Raw genomic sequence first — 15,255 nt, 5'->3', positions numbered from 1 at the left:
CGGGATCACCGGGTCGCCGTTCAGGGTTTGCGTCAGGTAGTCGCGCAGGCCGGCCTTGTATTGCCACTGCTGGGTTTCTTTGGTTTTGTCGTTCACCAAGCTCACGGTCACGCCCGGCATGAGCACGGCTTTGCTGCGCAGCAGGTGCGTCAACTCGTGCATGGGCAGGGCGCTGGATTCGAAGTATTTGGCGTCGGGCCAGGCGCGCACGGTGGTGCCTTGTTTGCGGTCACCCTCGCCCGATGGGCGCTTGACCAAGGGCTCGGTCACGTCGCCGCCCGAGAAAACCAGCGTCGCCACTTGGCCTTCGCGGTAGCTGGTGGCCTCCAAACGCTTGGACAGCGCGTTGGTCACCGACACACCCACGCCATGCAAACCGCCCGAGAAGCTGTAGGCCCCGCCCTTGCCCTTGTCGAACTTGCCGCCAGCATGCAAGCGGGTGAACACCAGCTCGATCACCGGGGCGTTTTCTTCGGGGTGCAGGCCAAAGGGAATGCCCCGGCCATCGTCTTCGATGCTGACCGAGCCGTCTGTGTGCAGGGTGACTTTGATCTTTTTGCCGTGCCCCGCCAGCGCCTCGTCGGCGGCGTTGTCCAGCACTTCTTGGATGATGTGCAGGGGGTTGTCGGTGCGGGTGTACATGCCCGGGCGTTGCTTGACGGGCTCCAGGCCCTTCAGGACGCGGATCGAGCCTTCGGAATATTCGGGGGAGGTTTTGACAGTTGATTGGGTGGCCATGGTGGCGGATTGTAGTGGGATTTCGGCCGAGATACTGGATGCAATAACAGTGCTTTTAAATGGGGGCGGCGAAGGCAGCTGAGTGACCGGCAGCCCCCGACACATTGGTTAAAGTCAGGTCATGCAACACAAACCCCTTTCTTTGTTCCAGGTGCTGGCCTGCGGCGCGGCCATCGTCACCTTGTCCATGGGCATTCGCCATGGTTTTGGCCTGTGGCTGCAGCCCATCACCCAGGCCCAAGGCTGGGGGCGTCAAGAGTTCGCTTTTGCCATGGCCATCCAAAACCTGTCATGGGGCTTCATGGGCATTTTTGCGGGCATGGTGGCCGACCGCTTTGGGGCCTTTCGGGTCATCACCCTGGGGGCCGTGGTCTACGCCGTGGGCCTGTTGGGCATGGCCTGGGCCACCGACCCCTGGGTCTTTGCCTTGTTCACCGGCGTGATCATCGGCACCGCGCAAGCGGGCACCACCTATGCCGTGATCTACGGTGTGATTGGCCGCAATGTGCCGGCTGAGCGGCGCTCTTGGGCCATGGGCGTGGCCGCTGCGGCGGGCAGTTTTGGCCAGTTTTTGATGGTGCCCGTGGAGGGCCTTTTGATCAGCCAAATGGGCTGGCAAAGCGCGCTCGTCATTTTGGCGGCTGCCGCCATGCTGATCATTCCCCTGGCCTGGGGCCTGCGCGAGCCCGCTTTGAACGCGCCCAGCCAGGTCAAGCGTGAACAAACCATCCTTCAGGCTCTGAAAGAAGCCTTTAAATACCCCAGTTTTCAGCTGCTCATGGCGGGCTATTTTGTGTGCGGTTTTCAAGTGGTTTTCATTGGCGTACACATGCCCAGCTACCTCAAAGACAATGGCCTGCCCGCGCAGGTGGCCAGCTATGCTTTGGCGCTGATTGGCTTGTTCAACGTGTTTGGCACCTACATCGCGGGCAGCTTGGGCCAAAAAATGGCCAAAAAGAACATCTTGGCCTTCATCTACATTTCGCGCTCGGTGGCCATCACCCTGTTTTTATGGGCCCCTCTGACGCCCATGAGTGTCTATATTTTTTCGGCAGTGATGGGCTTGCTTTGGTTGTCCACCGTGCCGCCTACCAACGCCGCTGTGGCGCAAATTTTTGGTGTGGCGCATTTGTCCATGCTCAGTGGCTTCATCTTTTTCAGCCACCAAATTGGCTCTTTCATGGGTGTTTGGATGGGTGGCTACTTGTATGACAAAACGGGCAGTTACGATATCGTCTGGTACCTGTCCATTGCGTTGGGTATTTTTGCGGCATTGGTGAACTTGCCTGTGCGCGAAAGCCCCATTGCACGCCAAGCGCCAGCAGCCGCATGAAAACGAATACCCACCTTTTGCCCCCTGAACGGACCAGTCGCTTGAGCCTTAGAGCCCAGGGTTTTGGGGCGCTGGCGGCCACTTTGTGCTTGGGCTTGGGCTTTTGGCTGTACAGCCACCCTGAGGTGGTGATCATGTTGTCCGAGCAGCTGTGGGCATGCTTTTGACTTGAAGAGAACAAGCATGCACGGCACCGAAAACCCTTCTGCCTGGCTGCAACGCTGGGCGCATTTGATCGCGCCGGGCAGCCGCGTGCTGGATGTGGCCTGTGGCGCGGGCCGCCACATGAAATATCTGGCCGAGCGGGGCCACACCGCCTGCGGTGTCGAGCGCAACCCAGAGGCTTTGGCGCTGGCCAAGGCCCATGGTGAAGTCATCTGCGCCGACATCGAAAACGGCCCCTGGCCTTTTGCGGGCCAAACTTTTGGCGCGGTGGTGGTGACGCACTACCTGTGGCGTGCGCTCTTGCCTGTCATGGTGCAAAGCGTGGCCGTGGGCGGGGTGCTGGTGTACGAGACCTTTGCGGCGGGCAACGAGAGCGTGGGCAAACCGTCACGGCCCGACTTTTTGCTGCAGCCGGGCGAGTTGCTGCGGGCCGCAGCCGGCCTGCGCACCATCGCCTACGAGGATGGCTTTGAAGCTTCGCCCGGGCGTTTTGTGCAGCGCATCGTGGCGGTTCGCGAGGCCCAGCAGACCAGCCCACATCGCTGGCCACTCCAAGCCCCATGAGAGCGGCGGGCGGGCGGCACAACCGGCGGCCCACTTTCAGGTGCGTTGGCACACGGTTGAGATGGATTCCCTCGTTAAAATGACTTTTTTCCGGCTCAGAAATCACCTGACATGACCACCCACACCCACCCCATTCGTGGCAGCATCCCTGCCCTGATCACCCCCATGCTGGAGAACGGCCAAGTGGACTACCCCACTTTGCGAAAACTGATCGACTGGCATGTGGCCGAGGGCACCGATGCCATCGTGGTGGTGGGCACGTCGGGCGAATCGCCCACCGTGACGGTGGACGAGCACTGCGAGATCATCCGCGTGTCGGTCGAGCAGGCCGCCAAACGCATCCCCATCATCGCGGGCTGCGGGGCCAACGCCACTGCCGAAGCCATCGAATTGGCCAAATTTGCCCAAAAGGTGGGCGCGGACGCCCAGCTGCAGGTGGTGCCCTACTACAACAAGCCCACGCAAGAAGGCCTGTACCTGCACTTCAAGGCCATTGCCGAAGCGGTGCCCGGCTTGCCGGTCATTTTGTACAACGTGCCCGGTCGCACCGTGGCCGATTTGCAGCACGAGACGGTGCTGCGCCTGGCCCAAGTGCCCGGCATCATCGGCATCAAAGAAGCCACCAGCAACATCGAACGCGCGCAATGGCTGATCCGCGACGTGCCCCCGTCGTTTGCGGTGTTCTCGGGCGATGACGCGACGGCGGTGGCCCTGATGCTGTGCGGCGGCGCGGGCAACATCAGCGTGAGCGCCAACGTGGCCCCTCGGTTGATGCACGAGCTGTGTGTGGCCGCCACCAGTGGCCATGTGAAAGAGGCCATGCGCATCCAGTTCCAAATGTTGCCCGTGCACAAAAATTTGTTCGTCGAGGCCAACCCCATTCCCGTGAAATGGGCCATGAACCGCATGGGCCTGTGCGGCCCCACCCTGCGTTTGCCGATGACCGAGTTGTCTGCCTCGCAGCGTCCAGCGGTCGAGGCTGCGCTCAAGGCCAGCGGCTTGATTTGATTCTCACCCAAGGAATGCTTGTGAAATTGCCCCCCTTTTCTTTGTCTCGCCATAGCTTGCAACGCGCCGCCTTGGTGGTCGCTTTGGCCGCTTCGGTCAGTGCTTGCTCCGTGCTGGAGGAAGACAAAATCGACTACAAAAGCGCCTCCAAAGGCCCCTCTTTAGAGGTGCCCCCTGATTTGACACAGTTGCGCAAAGACTCTCGCTTTGCCATGGAAAGCGCCTCGGTCACCGCCTTGGATTTTCAAAGCGCCGGCAACCGCGTGGCCGATGCTGGCATTGCTGCCAACGTGCTGGGCAATGCCAAGCTGGAACGCCAAGGCAACCAGCGCTGGTTGTTGGTGGACATGCCTGCCGACAAGGTTTGGGAGCCGCTGCGCGAGTTTTGGACCTCCAATGGCTTAACCCTGGTGACCGACGCGCCAGACATCGGCATCATGGAAACCGATTGGGCTGAAAACCGGGCCAAACTGCCCCAAGACTTCATTCGTAAAACCTTGGGCAAGGTGCTCGACTCGCTTTACTCCACAGGCGAGCGCGATAAATTCAGAACCCGCATTGAACGCACGGCGCAAGGGGTTGAAATTTATGTCACCCACAGAGGCATGGCCGAAAATTACACCGATGCACAAAAAAGCAGCACCATCTGGCAACCCCGACCCAGCGACCCCGAACTCGAAATTGAGTTTTTACGCCGCCTGATGGTCAAACTGGGCACCGCGCCTGCTGCTGCGCAATCGGGCCCATCGCCCAGCACGGCGGCCCCACAGACCACGCCGCCGCCAACCCAAGCCGCATTGGTCAGCCAAGTCAATGGTCAACCGGTCATTGTGTTGATCGACAAGCTCGACCGCGCGTGGCGACGCACCGGTTTGGCCTTGGACCGCAGCGGCTTCACCATCGAAGACCGTGACCGCGCATCCGGAGTTTATTTTGTGCGTTACGTGGCCTCAGCCCCTGACCAAGCCCCTGGTTTATTGAGTCGTCTGTTTGGCTCCGGCAAAGCCAATGCGCCCGAACTGAGCCAATACCGGATTGCCCTGTCTGCGGGCAGCGAGGGGCAAAGCTTGCTGCGCGTGTTGAATGCCGATGGTCAAGCTGCACCCGTGGCAGTGGCAGAAACCATTTTGCAGCTGTTGGCAGCTCAGCTTCGCTGACTCAGGGCCTGTGGTGGGCCCATGCCGGGCCATGCTGGGCCAAGGCGGGCCCGCGACTGGGTGCTTTGCATCTACTGGCTGCTTTGCATTTTTGAGGCGAAAAAAAACCCCGCATGGCGGGGTTTTTTGCATCCCCGGTCAAGACCGAGGAGACAGCGCGCGCATCACTTTGGTGCAGCAGCAGGAGCTGCTGTGGCATCAGCGGGTGCGGCGCCAGCTGCTGGAGTTGCAGGTGCTGCGTCGGCTGCTGGAGTTGCAGGTGCGGCATCAGCTGCAGGAGCTGCTGGAGCTGCTGCTGGCGCTTCAGCCGCAGGTGCTGGTGCAGCTACGGGCGCTGCAACTTCTTCTTTTTTGCCACAAGCGGTCAAAGCTGCTGCGGCGATCAGGGCTGCCAGAACGAGGGATTTGTTCATTTTGATTGATTCCTAAAGGGAGTGTTAAAACAATTTTCTATAACTGCTTTGACAGACCACATCGGCTGGCAAAGCTGAGTGCCACTGGTTTATCACTCAGGTGCATTCAGAGCGTGATTATAGTGTTTTCCCTAGGCGCTTATGCGAGTCCTGTATTGAAAAGATGAAAATTAGCACTTAATTAATCCTATTTTGTGTGGCCAAGAAGGCGATCAGGCCGCACGCAACCACCCCTCTGATGCCCAATCGCGCAAGGCATCTTGGGCATCTGGGCTCAAAGATTTGATTTTTTGCGCCGATATGCTCCGATCGTCTGCCAACAGCCGCAAACTCACCGCATCTCGCCCAGCCACCCGAAAGCTTTCACCGTTGATGAAAATGTGCTTCTCGTCGTAGAGCATTTTGGTGCGCCGGTCGAGTTGGACACCCTTTGACAGGTCGGCTTCAGCGTCGCTGGCCTCAAACCACACTTGGGCCTTGGGTTCGGTCAGGTACGCCCCCAGCAAGCTCTCTAAGAGCAAGGGGCTGTCGAGCGCCCGGTCTATCACTTGACGTGCAAAACCAACCAAAGACGGCGGAATCGCAGCAGAAGCCGACACCGCCGCTTGTTTCGGGTCACGGTACAGGGCATCGCCCGCCCGCTCAAACGCCTCATCGGCCAAACCCAGCAAGAGCTCGCGTGCCAATTCGCTTTGGCTGGGGGCTCTGAAACCAATCGACCATGTCATGCACTCGCCCACGGCCACGCCATCATGGGCATATTTGGGTGGGAGGTACAACATGTCACCGGGGTTCAAGACAAACTCCTCTTCGGCTTCAAAGTTTTGCAAAATTTTGAGCGGCACATTGGGCTGCAAACTGAGGTCTTTTTGCCGACCTGTGCGCCAACGGCGTTGCCCATGTGCCTGCAGCAAAAACACGTCGTAACTGTCAAAGTGCGGCCCCACGCCGCCGCCATCGGTGGCGTAGCTGATCATCACATCGTCCAGCCTTGCATCGGGCACAAAGCGGAACTGCTGCATGAGCGCGTGCACGCCATCGTGGTGCAGATCGACACCTTGCACCAAAAAGGTCCATTTTTTCTGGCTCAACGGTGGCAGGCCGCGTTTGGAAAATGGGCCGTGCTTCATTTGCCAACCCTTGGGCGAATCGACGATCAAACGCGACTCCACGCCCTCCTGGCCCGCCAAGGCCATCAAATCAGATCGCCCCACACAGGGCACAAACCCAGGCATGGCCTGGCGCACCAGCAAAGGCTTTTTTTGCCAATGCCGCTTCATGAATTGGTTGGGGCTCATGCCGCCCAACAAGGCGAGCGCTTGCGCTGTGTTCATTTGGTTTTTCCGGTGAGGCGCTGCAAGATGCATGCTTTGAAAATGCCATAGGCCCCCAAAATGGGTGGCCAAGCTGCGACAATTGTCGTATGGAAATCAAGACACCTTCTGTGGTCGCACTGACCTGGACACTCAAAGACACGCTGGGCGAAGTGCTCGACACATTGGACGAGCCCGTCGAATTTTTCATGGGTGGTCAAGACCTGCTGCCCAAGATCGAGGAAGCCCTGCAAGGCCACGAAAAAGGGGCTCAACTCAACTTGCACTTGGAGCCCGAAGACGCGTTTGGCGACTTCAATGAAGCGCTGTTGTTTTTAGAGCCCTTGGCCCTTTTCCCAAAGGGCTTGGAGCCCGGCATGACCATAGAGGGGACTGCCCTGCCCAAGGGTTGCCATCCCGATGCGCCACAACAAGTGCTCTACACCGTGACCGAAATTTACCCCGAACATGTGGTGCTGGATGGCAATCACCCGCTCTCTGGCATAGCCCTGCGCCTGAGCCTGAAAGTCGAGTCGGTGCGCGAGCCCACCGAGTTTGAAATGGCACGCGGCAGTTGCGGCACCGGCTTTTTCAAAATTGAAGTGGCCAGCGAAAAGCATCCACAGCCACTGCCCTTGTCCAAGGGCCCCACTTTGCACTGAGCCACTATGAGCACCCAGATCGAAATCAAAATCCTAGATCCTCGCTTGAACCAGTGGGGGCTGCCCACCTACCAAACGCCTTTGGCAGCAGCCATCGATTTGTTTGCCTGCATCGACGCGCCCCTGCAGATTGAGCCGCAACAAGCGGCTGTGCTGGTGCCATCGGGCATCGCTTTGCACATGGATTCGGCTAACCTGTGCGCCATGATCTTGCCGCGCTCGGGCTTGGGCCACAAAAAAGGTTTGGTGCTGGGCAACAGCGTGGGTCTGATCGATGCCGACTACACCGCGCAGTGTTTCATCAGCGTCTGGAACCGCAACCCGCCTGGCAGCCAAGCCATCAGCGTGGAGCCCGGCGAACGCATTGCGCAGATGGTGTTTTTGCCCGTGCTGCGCCCGGTTTTTTCAGTGGTCGAAGAATTCAGCCGGGGCAGCCAACGCGGTGCTGGTGGCTTTGGCTCAACCGGGGTTTAACCGAGGCTCTGGCCTTCAAATCGGTTTGAGCGCTTGGCTCAGCACCTTGGTCACGGGGTTCACCAGATAAGACAAAATGGACCGCTCGCCTACCACCAAATCCACTTGTGCGGTCATGCCCGGTCGAACCTCCATGCGCTGCGACTGGTCTCCTCCAAAGTCTTTTTCGCCGATCTTCACGTGCACCCGGTAATACGGCTGAGGCCCTCGCTGGGTCTCCTCGATCAAAGTGTCTGGGCTGACATAGACCACCTCGCCCTTGAAGCCGCCGTAAATGCTGGAATCGAATGCATCGAGCTTGACATTGGCACTTTGCCCCACAGTCACAAATGCGATGTCGGCCGGGTAAACCTTGGCCTCCAGCACCAAACCGCTTTGGGTCGGCAGCAACTCCATGACAATGTCGCCCGCTCGCACCACCCCACCCAAGGTGGTCACCCGAATGTTTTTGACCAGCCCATAGCTGGGTGCATTCATGTCGGTTTGCTCTAACAACTGAGTCCGGTCGTTCAGGGCCTCGGACTGCGCGTTCAAATCTTCTTGCGCCTTGGTCATCTCGGCTTGGGCATCTTGAAAAAACTTGTTGTGCCGGGTCGTGATTTGCGCTTCGATGTCGGCAATTTGCCGACGAGACCGCAAGATATCGGCCTGACTCACATCACCCGTCGACTCCAACTGGCGGATCATGGCGTTTTCTTCGAGCAACACCGCATGCACCTTGCGCAAGGCTTTGATGTCTTCGGTGAATGCGGTCTTTCGCCGGTTGTACAAATTGGTTTGGTTTTCGATCAGCGGCACATACGCCTTCATCTCCGGGCTGAAGGCCAAGGGCGTGCCGTAGACCTCTGCCCGCAATCGGGCCAGGGTGATGCGCAAAGCCATCACCTTGCCTTGGGTATCGTCCAGCGCCGCTTGCACGCGGGTCTTTTCGAAGCTGGCCAACAACTGCCCAGCTTGCACCTGTTGACCTTCTTGTACGAACAACTCCCGCAATACGCCCCCATCAACCGCTTGAATGACCTGCGTGCGGTCGCTCGCAATCACTTGGCCTTGTGCACGCTTGACTTGGTCAATCTCGGCCATGCTGGCCCAGATGGTCAAAATCACCACGCAGACGATGGCAACCCACAAAGTCAGACGCGCACCGGTGTTGTTGGGGGCTTCAAAATCAGCCGCGGGTTTCGCGTTTTTTTTCATGTGTTCTCCTCATTCGCTGCGGCCGTGACAGCTGGCAAATTGGGCCGCGACGGGTTGGCTTCGGGTTGAGCGTTTTTGCTCAACTGCGCCAACACCGCATCGCGTGGACCATCCATCACAACTTGGCCCCTTGACATCACCAAAACCCTAGACACCAAGCCCAGCAAACTGGGTTTGTGGGTCACCAGCACCAAGGTACTGGCCGCCATGGCGGGCGTGCGCAGTGCATTCAGGCATCGCGCCTCGGTGCCCCCGTCCATGGAGGCCGTGGGTTCGTCCAGCAGCATCACCCGGGGCTGGGCCAACACCATGCGCGTGAACACCAACAACTGCTTTTGACCACCCGAGAGTCCCCGTCCGCCTTCAAAAATCGGCAGATCAAGGCCCATGGGGTGCGCGCCCACCAAGTCCAGTAAACCCGTTTGCGCCATGGCCTCTTTGATGGTGTCGTCGCCCGGGTTGGGCAAACCCACAAGCAGGTTTTGACGCAATGTTCCCTCAAACAAACGGTGGTCTTGCTGAAAATAACAAACATGACGGCTCATGGCTTCACGCGCCACGTGCGACACATCCAAGCCGTCAATCAACACCCTGCCAGCGCTGGGCCGGTACAAACCGCCCATGATTTTGAGCAAAGTGGATTTGCCCGAGCCCACCGTGCCCAAAATGCCAATGCGCTCGCCCGCCGCTACCGTGAAACGCTTGACCTGCAGTGCAGGTGGCGCTTTTCCATAGGCAAATTGAACGTCGTCGAGCACAAATTGGCCGTTCAGCACAGAAGGGGTCAATGGCTGAACACCGGGCGTGATTTCAGACTCCAGCTTGTACAAGGCCTCCACGCCATCGATGGCGACGCGGGCGTGCGCATGCTGCACCATCAAGTTGGGCACCATCATCACCGCCGACAAAACACGGCCGCCCAAAATAGAGCAAGCGATCAATCCGCCCATGGTGATGGTGCCCTCAATCACCAACAAAGCGCCCAAGGAAATCAGCAGCACAAAACTGAATTGCTGCATGCTGGCCATGAAATACTGCAGGCCATCGTTGGTATGGCGCATCTTCAAATCGTTTTGAATGGTCTTGCTGCACAAATCAAGCCATTTGGAAAGAAAAAACCACCCCCCGTGGGTTGATTTGATGGTCTCTGCGCCCTCGACCGTCTCGACCAACATGCCCGTTTTCATGTTCACTTCGCGTTGGCCTTCTGCGGCCAAACGGCGCACGCGGCTGCGAAACAGCAAACCCACCACCAAGGCCACGCAAGCCATGACCAGAGGAATCAAGGCCACCCAGGGCGAAGCGATCCAAGAGATGACCACCAAAAAAATCAGGGCTGCTGGCACGTCGACCAAGGCAAACAAAGTGGAGGCCGTGAAAAAATTGCGCACCTGCTCGTAACCCCGCAATTGAGAAGCCAAGGAGCCCACAGAGCCGGGCATTTGATCGAGCCGGACCGACAGCAAACGCTCAAAAATATCTCGCCCCAAACGGCTGTCCAAACCCACAACGGCTCGGTCCATGACTTTGGCACGTGCCCACTTCATGAGCCACTCGAAAAAGATCAACATCAACACGCCGCCCATCAACACCACCAAGGTCTCGGTGCTGCGGGTTGGAATCACCTTGTCGTAAACCTGCATCGAAAAGAAGGACACCACCACGGCCATCAAGTTGATCAGCAAAGAGGCCGCCACGGCTTCGGAAATGGGGCCTCTGAACATGCGCAAAACGGCGTCTAAGCGGTCTTCAAACTTGGCCATCACCCCCACGCCGGCCTCTGGTGTCAACAAACGCATGACACTGGTCAGGTCTGCCAGCCCGACTTGCACGCTGGATTTGCCGGGCAACTCCAACAACCACTCATCGCCCATCAAGCCTTGTGTCAGCAAGCCCCAGCCATGCGCTTGGCTGCAAGCCAACAAGGGCAAGCGCTCTGGCACAGGCGCTGGCAATACCCTGGCACCAATCCAGCCTGCTTGCAAACACACCTGCTCGACCAGCGCCGGGGTCAATGACCCGCTTTGCCCGCCTGCAACCGCCAACAAAGCACCTTGCAGCTTGACTTCGTCCAATGCAAAGCGCTGCATGCGCGCCATCAAGACCAAGGCGCTGCGCAGCTGCTCCCACATCCGTTCATTTGTGTTCATTTCGTCCAATCCGTGTCACTGGGCAATTGCCCGCTGCGCAAACGCCAGCGGTAGTAAGCCAAGGTGGTGGCATTGCCAGCCTGGGCCAAACGCAGCTGCGCCTGAGTCAGCTCTTGCAGCGCGTTCAAGACTTCAAGCCAGCTTCTCAGGCCCCCAAAATACAGCCGCTCGTAAGACTCCAAGACATCGCGTGCGCTGTTGATGGTGGCCACCAAGGAGGGCTGCCGATCAAACTCGCGTTTCAAAGCCGACCAATCAAGCTGCACCTGCTCTTGTTTTTCTTGTCGCAAAGCATCAATGGACGCCAAACGGGCCTGCAATCGCGCCTCCTCTGCGTCTGACAAAGTGGCACTGGCCAAGCCCGCCCCCGGGCTGTAGTTCAAGTCCAATGCCCACAGGCTGCGCTCAGCGGCGGTTGGCAAACTGCCCAAACGGCGCTGGTAACTCAACACCAATTTGGGCCAACGCTCCGCTTTTTGCACCGCAATTTGGTCCTCGGTTGCTGCCGCATCCAATTGTGCTTTGCGCACCGCCGGGTGGCGCGCCAAGAAGTCGGCCGACACGTTAAGGGGCTGGCGCTGCAACCACTGGCCTATGAGCGCTTGGGCAATCGGCAACTTCAGTTCAGGCACCACGGCATTTTCAGACCCCCCAGCGATGTCTTTCAGACGCTGTGAAGCCACTTGAATGGCGGCCTCTGCGTCAGCCAAATCGGTTTGAGCACGGCCAACACGCACCGACAGCAAACGCAGTTCCACCGCCGAGGACAAGCCCACCGACACGCGACGCTGCATGATGCCTTCATAGCGTGACAAGCCCTCCAAGGTGCGGGCAGTCACTGTGCGGTTGGCCTCGGCATCCAACAAACTCGCCCAGGCATCGACCAAACGCAAACCCACCTCACCACGCACCACATCCACCTGCACGGCGCCGGCTTGATCGAGTTTGCTGGCCGCATCCAAGCGAGCAGACATCGCCCCCCCAGACCACAAAGGCTGCTGCACTGCAAAATTGCTGCCGCCTCCAGCGGCTGAGCTGGGCAAGTCGGTGCGCTGCGCATTGAATGTCAGGGTAGGCCAATAGGCCCACTTGGCCACATCCACATCGAGCTTGGCCCCTTGCGATTGGGCCTGGGCTGCGCGCACCTGGGGGTGCAGCGCCAAAGATTCTCGCAACAAGTATTCAAAAAAAGCTTGCGAAGGTGCCATGACCTCGGCGGGCTGGACAAGACCCAATGCTTGGCGGGGTGCCACAACCCGATCAGACGGCTGTGCAAAGGCCACCGAATGACCACTCGCAGCCGACAAGAAACACAGCCCCAGCCACACGGCGGCTTTGGCTTTTCGGGAAAACCGCATCACGACAACCTCTATCAAAGGACTGAACACCTTGTTCGCCAAGCCAGACAAGGCCGATGTACCAAAAAAATTAAATTCATTAATAAATCAATTAAATCGTTAATTACTGGTGAATTTTCAAGTAAATTAACGCATTAAAGTTCCTAAATATACACCACAAACAAAACGTCAAAAAGTCCATTCGAAGGCTTTAAAGCAACAAAATATCAAGGCGCGCAACATCCATCAGCACGAACAGGCGTCCGCCCAAGCCGCTGAGGCCGCAAAGACGCTGCTGAGCCGTTCAGCCTTTTCGCAGAACCATGGGCCTGTCAATGCGGGATGGCTAAAAGCCAGCGCCGCGTTCCGAGTTGAGCCTTGAGCCCTTGGCCAGACCCAGGCTTGAGCTGCGGGCAAGGCGGCTGAAAAACCATGCGCCACTGAAAAAAAGGGGGGGTGAACGACGCCAGCAGCCTGAAGGCCTGTCCCGGGTCGCGATAGGCACAGCGCGCACAAAGGCGCGCACAAATCAGCGATAAATCAGCGTTAAAGCAGCGCTAAATCAGCGCACGCACCCGCGCGCCCATGCAAGGCTTCGCGAAGCCACGCAAAGCGTCAAAGCTGCTTTGCAATGTGCGTTATCAACGCGATCGCCAAGGCCTGTTTGCTGGCTTGGGGCAAGGTGTGTGCGCCCGATTCGTCCACCAAAAGCAAGGCGTTGTCGTCTTGGCCAAAGGTGGCCGGGCCGATGTTGCCCACCAACAAGGGCACGCCTTTGCGCAGGCGCTTGGCCGTGGTGTGCGCCAGCAGGTCGTGACTCTCGGCGGCAAAGCCGACGCAAAACAAGGCCCCAGAAACCCCGCGCGGCGACTGGGCCACGGTGGCCAAAATGTCGGGGTTTTCCACAAAGTCCAAGCTGGGCGGCAGGCCTGAACCGTCTTTTTTGATTTTCTGCTCAGCCGCCAAGGCAGGCCGCCAATCGGCCACAGCCGCCGTGGCAATGAACACCCGGGCCGCGTCCACATGCGCCAGCACCGCGTCCAGCATTTGGCGTGCCGACTGCACATCCACCCGCTGCACGCCCCGGGGCGTGGGCAAATGCACGGGGCCCGCCACCAGCGTGACCTGCGCGCCCGCCATGTGGGCGGCACGGGCCACGGCAAAACCCATCTTGCCGCTGGACAAATTGGTGATGCCGCGCACCGGGTCCATGGCCTCATACGTGGGGCCAGCGGTGACCAGCACCGATTGCCCTTGCAAAATTTTGGGCGCAAAAAAAGCGGCCAAGTCTTCCAAAATCTCGTCGGCTTCGAGCATGCGCCCGTCGCCTGTCTCGCCGCAGGCCTGCTCACCCTGGCCCACGTCCAACACATGCACGCCATCGGCACGCAGCTGGGCCACATTGCGCCGGGTGGCGGGGTTGAGCCACATTTCCCGGTTCATGGCCGGGGCCACGATCAAGGGCACTTGGTCTATGGGGCGCGCCAGGCACATCAGGCTGAGCAGCTCATCGGCACGTCCATGCAAAAGTTTGGCCAGAAAATCGGCACTGGCCGGGGCCACCACAATGGCGTCGGCTTCGCGGCTCAGGTTGATGTGCGCCATGTTGTTGGCCTCGCGCCGGTCCCACTGCGAGGTGTAGACCGGCCTGCCCGACAGGGCTTGCAGGGTGACGGCCGTCATGAAGTGCTCGGCCGCCTCGGTCATCACCACCTGCACGGTGGCACCCGCCTTGACCAAGGCACGGCAAAGTTCCGCCGACTTGTAAGCGGCAATGCCGCCCGACAGACCCAAAACAAGGTGTTTTCCAGCCAATGTGCTCATGGCTGGGGAATGTAGCAGACCGTCCGCCATGGGCGCTTGAAAAAGACCGACACCCAGCGATCAGGGGCAGGCCCTGGACCCAGGCCTTGACGCACAAACCAGCCCGATCACCTGGCTTGAACGGGAAAACCCCGAAGGCGACTGTCTATAATCACGATTTCCACCACCCGGGAGCCCCAATTCCCGTCCTGGACATGACCAAATTTGTCTTCGTCACTGGTGGCGTGGTGTCTTCCCTGGGCAAGGGAATCGCCTCCGCCTCACTCGCCGCCATCCTCGAATCGCGCGGCCTGTCTGTCACCCTCATCAAACTCGATCCTTACCTCAACGTAGACCCCGGCACCATGTCGCCCATCCAACACGGCGAGGTGTTTGTGACCGACGACGGTGCTGAAACCGACCTCGATTTGGGCCACTACGAGCGCTTCATCAACACCCGCATGAAACGGGCCAACAACTTCACCACCGGTCAAATTTACAAAAGCGTGCTCGAAAAAGAACGGCGGGGCGACTACCTGGGCAAAACCGTGCAGGTCATCCCGCACGTGACCAACGAAATCCAAGACTTCGTCAAGCGCGGCGCGGGTTACGGCACACCCGAAGCGGTGGATGTGGCCATCGTCGAAATCGGCGGCACGGTGGGCGACATCGAGTCCCTGCCCTTTTTGGAGGCCGTGCGCCAAATGAGCCTGCGCTTAGGGCCCAACAACGCCGCCTTTGTGCACCTGACCTATGTGCCCTGGATCGCGGCGGCTGGTGAACTCAAAACCAAGCCCACCCAGCACACGGTGCAAAAACTGCGCGAAATCGGCATCCAGCCCGACGCCCTGCTGTGCCGGGCTGACCGCTACATTCCCAACGACGAGCGCGAGAAAATTTCGCTCTTCACCAACGTGCAAGGCTGGGGCGTGATCTCCATG

Annotated in this window: 15 protein-coding genes; 9 read left to right on the top strand and 6 right to left on the bottom strand. The window is 59.1% G+C overall.

What is annotated here, in order from left to right:
- On the bottom strand, positions 1-738 hold a 738-nt coding region (locus ACIQ39_RS14000; RefSeq protein WP_396435219.1), incomplete at its 3' end, for an ATP-binding protein.
- 121 nt (positions 739-859) lie between these two features.
- On the opposite strand from ACIQ39_RS14000, the gene ACIQ39_RS13995 reads away from it, so the two are divergent.
- The 6 genes from ACIQ39_RS13995 (at position 860) to ACIQ39_RS13970 (ending at position 5,383) form a co-directional block, all read left to right on the top strand.
- Positions 860-2,071, top strand: coding sequence for an MFS transporter (locus ACIQ39_RS13995; RefSeq protein WP_396435218.1), 1,212 nt, complete (start codon positions 860-862; stop codon positions 2,069-2,071).
- Positions 2,072-2,112: 41 nt separating this feature from the next.
- Positions 2,113-2,238, top strand: a complete 126-nt coding sequence (locus tag ACIQ39_RS13990) for a hypothetical protein (RefSeq protein ID WP_396435217.1) — start codon at positions 2,113-2,115, stop codon at positions 2,236-2,238.
- A gap of 16 nt (positions 2,239-2,254) precedes the next feature.
- Entirely contained in the window at positions 2,255-2,800 is a 546-nt protein-coding gene (locus ACIQ39_RS13985) for a class I SAM-dependent methyltransferase (protein ID WP_396435216.1), read from the top strand.
- Positions 2,801-2,911: 111 nt separating this feature from the next.
- Positions 2,912-3,808 carry a 4-hydroxy-tetrahydrodipicolinate synthase gene (gene dapA / locus ACIQ39_RS13980; RefSeq protein WP_396435215.1) on the top strand — a complete coding sequence of 299 codons (897 nt, stop codon included), beginning with the start codon at positions 2,912-2,914 and terminating at the stop codon, positions 3,806-3,808.
- Between the two features lie 14 nt (positions 3,809-3,822).
- Complete coding sequence (bamC, locus tag ACIQ39_RS13975; RefSeq protein ID WP_396435214.1) at positions 3,823-4,965, top strand: outer membrane protein assembly factor BamC; 1,143 nt, start codon at positions 3,823-3,825, stop codon at positions 4,963-4,965.
- 91 nt (positions 4,966-5,056) lie between these two features.
- Entirely contained in the window at positions 5,057-5,383 is a 327-nt protein-coding gene (locus ACIQ39_RS13970; protein WP_396435213.1) for a hypothetical protein, read from the top strand.
- A gap of 207 nt (positions 5,384-5,590) precedes the next feature.
- Here ACIQ39_RS13970 and ACIQ39_RS13965 read toward each other — a convergent pair whose 3' ends face one another.
- A complete protein-coding gene (locus ACIQ39_RS13965) occupies positions 5,591-6,712 on the bottom strand; it encodes a JmjC domain-containing protein (RefSeq protein ID WP_396435212.1) in 1,122 nt (373 codons plus the stop codon).
- An 89-nt stretch (positions 6,713-6,801) separates the two neighbouring features.
- On the opposite strand from ACIQ39_RS13965, the gene ACIQ39_RS13960 reads away from it, so the two are divergent.
- Both ACIQ39_RS13960 and dut read left to right on the top strand, forming a co-directional pair.
- Positions 6,802-7,353: a peptidylprolyl isomerase gene (locus ACIQ39_RS13960; protein WP_396435211.1), complete on the top strand. Its 552-nt coding sequence runs from the start codon at positions 6,802-6,804 to the stop codon at positions 7,351-7,353.
- 6 nt (positions 7,354-7,359) lie between these two features.
- Positions 7,360-7,827 (top strand): dUTP diphosphatase, encoded by a 468-nt coding sequence (gene dut / locus ACIQ39_RS13955; protein ID WP_396435210.1) that lies wholly within the window; start codon positions 7,360-7,362, stop codon positions 7,825-7,827.
- 15 nt (positions 7,828-7,842) lie between these two features.
- Here the strand turns inward: dut and ACIQ39_RS13950 are convergent, their stop codons facing one another.
- The 4 genes from ACIQ39_RS13950 to coaBC all read right to left on the bottom strand — a co-directional run bounded on the left by ACIQ39_RS13950 (position 7,843) and on the right by coaBC (position 14,335).
- Positions 7,843-9,024 carry an HlyD family efflux transporter periplasmic adaptor subunit gene (locus ACIQ39_RS13950; RefSeq protein ID WP_396435209.1) on the bottom strand — a complete coding sequence of 394 codons (1,182 nt, stop codon included), beginning with the start codon at positions 9,022-9,024 and terminating at the stop codon, positions 7,843-7,845.
- Positions 9,021-11,174 (bottom strand): ATP-binding cassette domain-containing protein, encoded by a 2,154-nt coding sequence (locus ACIQ39_RS13945; protein ID WP_396435208.1) that lies wholly within the window; start codon positions 11,172-11,174, stop codon positions 9,021-9,023. The genes ACIQ39_RS13950 and ACIQ39_RS13945 overlap by 4 nt, the downstream gene beginning before the upstream one ends.
- Positions 11,171-12,532 carry a TolC family protein gene (locus ACIQ39_RS13940; RefSeq protein WP_396435207.1) on the bottom strand — a complete coding sequence of 454 codons (1,362 nt, stop codon included), beginning with the start codon at positions 12,530-12,532 and terminating at the stop codon, positions 11,171-11,173. The genes ACIQ39_RS13945 and ACIQ39_RS13940 overlap by 4 nt, the downstream gene beginning before the upstream one ends.
- 594 nt (positions 12,533-13,126) lie before the next feature.
- On the bottom strand, positions 13,127-14,335 hold the full coding sequence (coaBC, locus tag ACIQ39_RS13935; protein WP_396435206.1) for a bifunctional phosphopantothenoylcysteine decarboxylase/phosphopantothenate--cysteine ligase CoaBC: 1,209 nt from the start codon (positions 14,333-14,335) through the stop codon (positions 13,127-13,129).
- Between the two features lie 194 nt (positions 14,336-14,529).
- Between coaBC and ACIQ39_RS13930 the strand changes: the two genes are divergently transcribed.
- Positions 14,530-15,255, top strand: a 726-nt coding sequence (locus ACIQ39_RS13930) for a CTP synthase (RefSeq protein WP_396435205.1), incomplete at its 3' end; no start/stop codon positions are given.

This window comes from Limnohabitans sp., from assembly GCF_044361645.1.
In the GTDB taxonomy this organism is placed as follows: domain Bacteria; phylum Pseudomonadota; class Gammaproteobacteria; order Burkholderiales; family Burkholderiaceae_C; genus Limnohabitans_A.
This window is presented reverse-complemented; position numbering and strand designations above follow the sequence as displayed.

What these genes read in the sequence shown, in the direction of transcription:
- ACIQ39_RS13960 (WP_396435211.1), top strand. Translation starts at nt 6,802, where the DNA reads ATGGAAATCAAGACACCTTCTGTGGTCGCACTGACCTGGACACTCAAA.
- dapA (WP_396435215.1), top strand. Translation starts at nt 2,912, where the DNA reads ATGACCACCCACACCCACCCCATTCGTGGCAGCATCCCTGCCCTGATC.
- ACIQ39_RS13965 (WP_396435212.1), bottom strand. Translation starts at nt 6,712, where the DNA reads ATGAACACAGCGCAAGCGCTCGCCTTGTTGGGCGGCATGAGCCCCAAC.
- dut (WP_396435210.1), top strand. Translation starts at nt 7,360, where the DNA reads ATGAGCACCCAGATCGAAATCAAAATCCTAGATCCTCGCTTGAACCAG.
- ACIQ39_RS13945 (WP_396435208.1), bottom strand. Translation starts at nt 11,174, where the DNA reads ATGAACACAAATGAACGGATGTGGGAGCAGCTGCGCAGCGCCTTGGTC.
- coaBC (WP_396435206.1), bottom strand. Translation starts at nt 14,335, where the DNA reads ATGAGCACATTGGCTGGAAAACACCTTGTTTTGGGTCTGTCGGGCGGC.
- ACIQ39_RS13940 (WP_396435207.1), bottom strand. Translation starts at nt 12,532, where the DNA reads ATGCGGTTTTCCCGAAAAGCCAAAGCCGCCGTGTGGCTGGGGCTGTGT.
- ACIQ39_RS13995 (WP_396435218.1), top strand. Translation starts at nt 860, where the DNA reads ATGCAACACAAACCCCTTTCTTTGTTCCAGGTGCTGGCCTGCGGCGCG.
- ACIQ39_RS13950 (WP_396435209.1), bottom strand. Translation starts at nt 9,024, where the DNA reads ATGAAAAAAAACGCGAAACCCGCGGCTGATTTTGAAGCCCCCAACAAC.
- bamC (WP_396435214.1), top strand. Translation starts at nt 3,823, where the DNA reads ATGCTTGTGAAATTGCCCCCCTTTTCTTTGTCTCGCCATAGCTTGCAA.
- ACIQ39_RS13985 (WP_396435216.1), top strand. Translation starts at nt 2,255, where the DNA reads ATGCACGGCACCGAAAACCCTTCTGCCTGGCTGCAACGCTGGGCGCAT.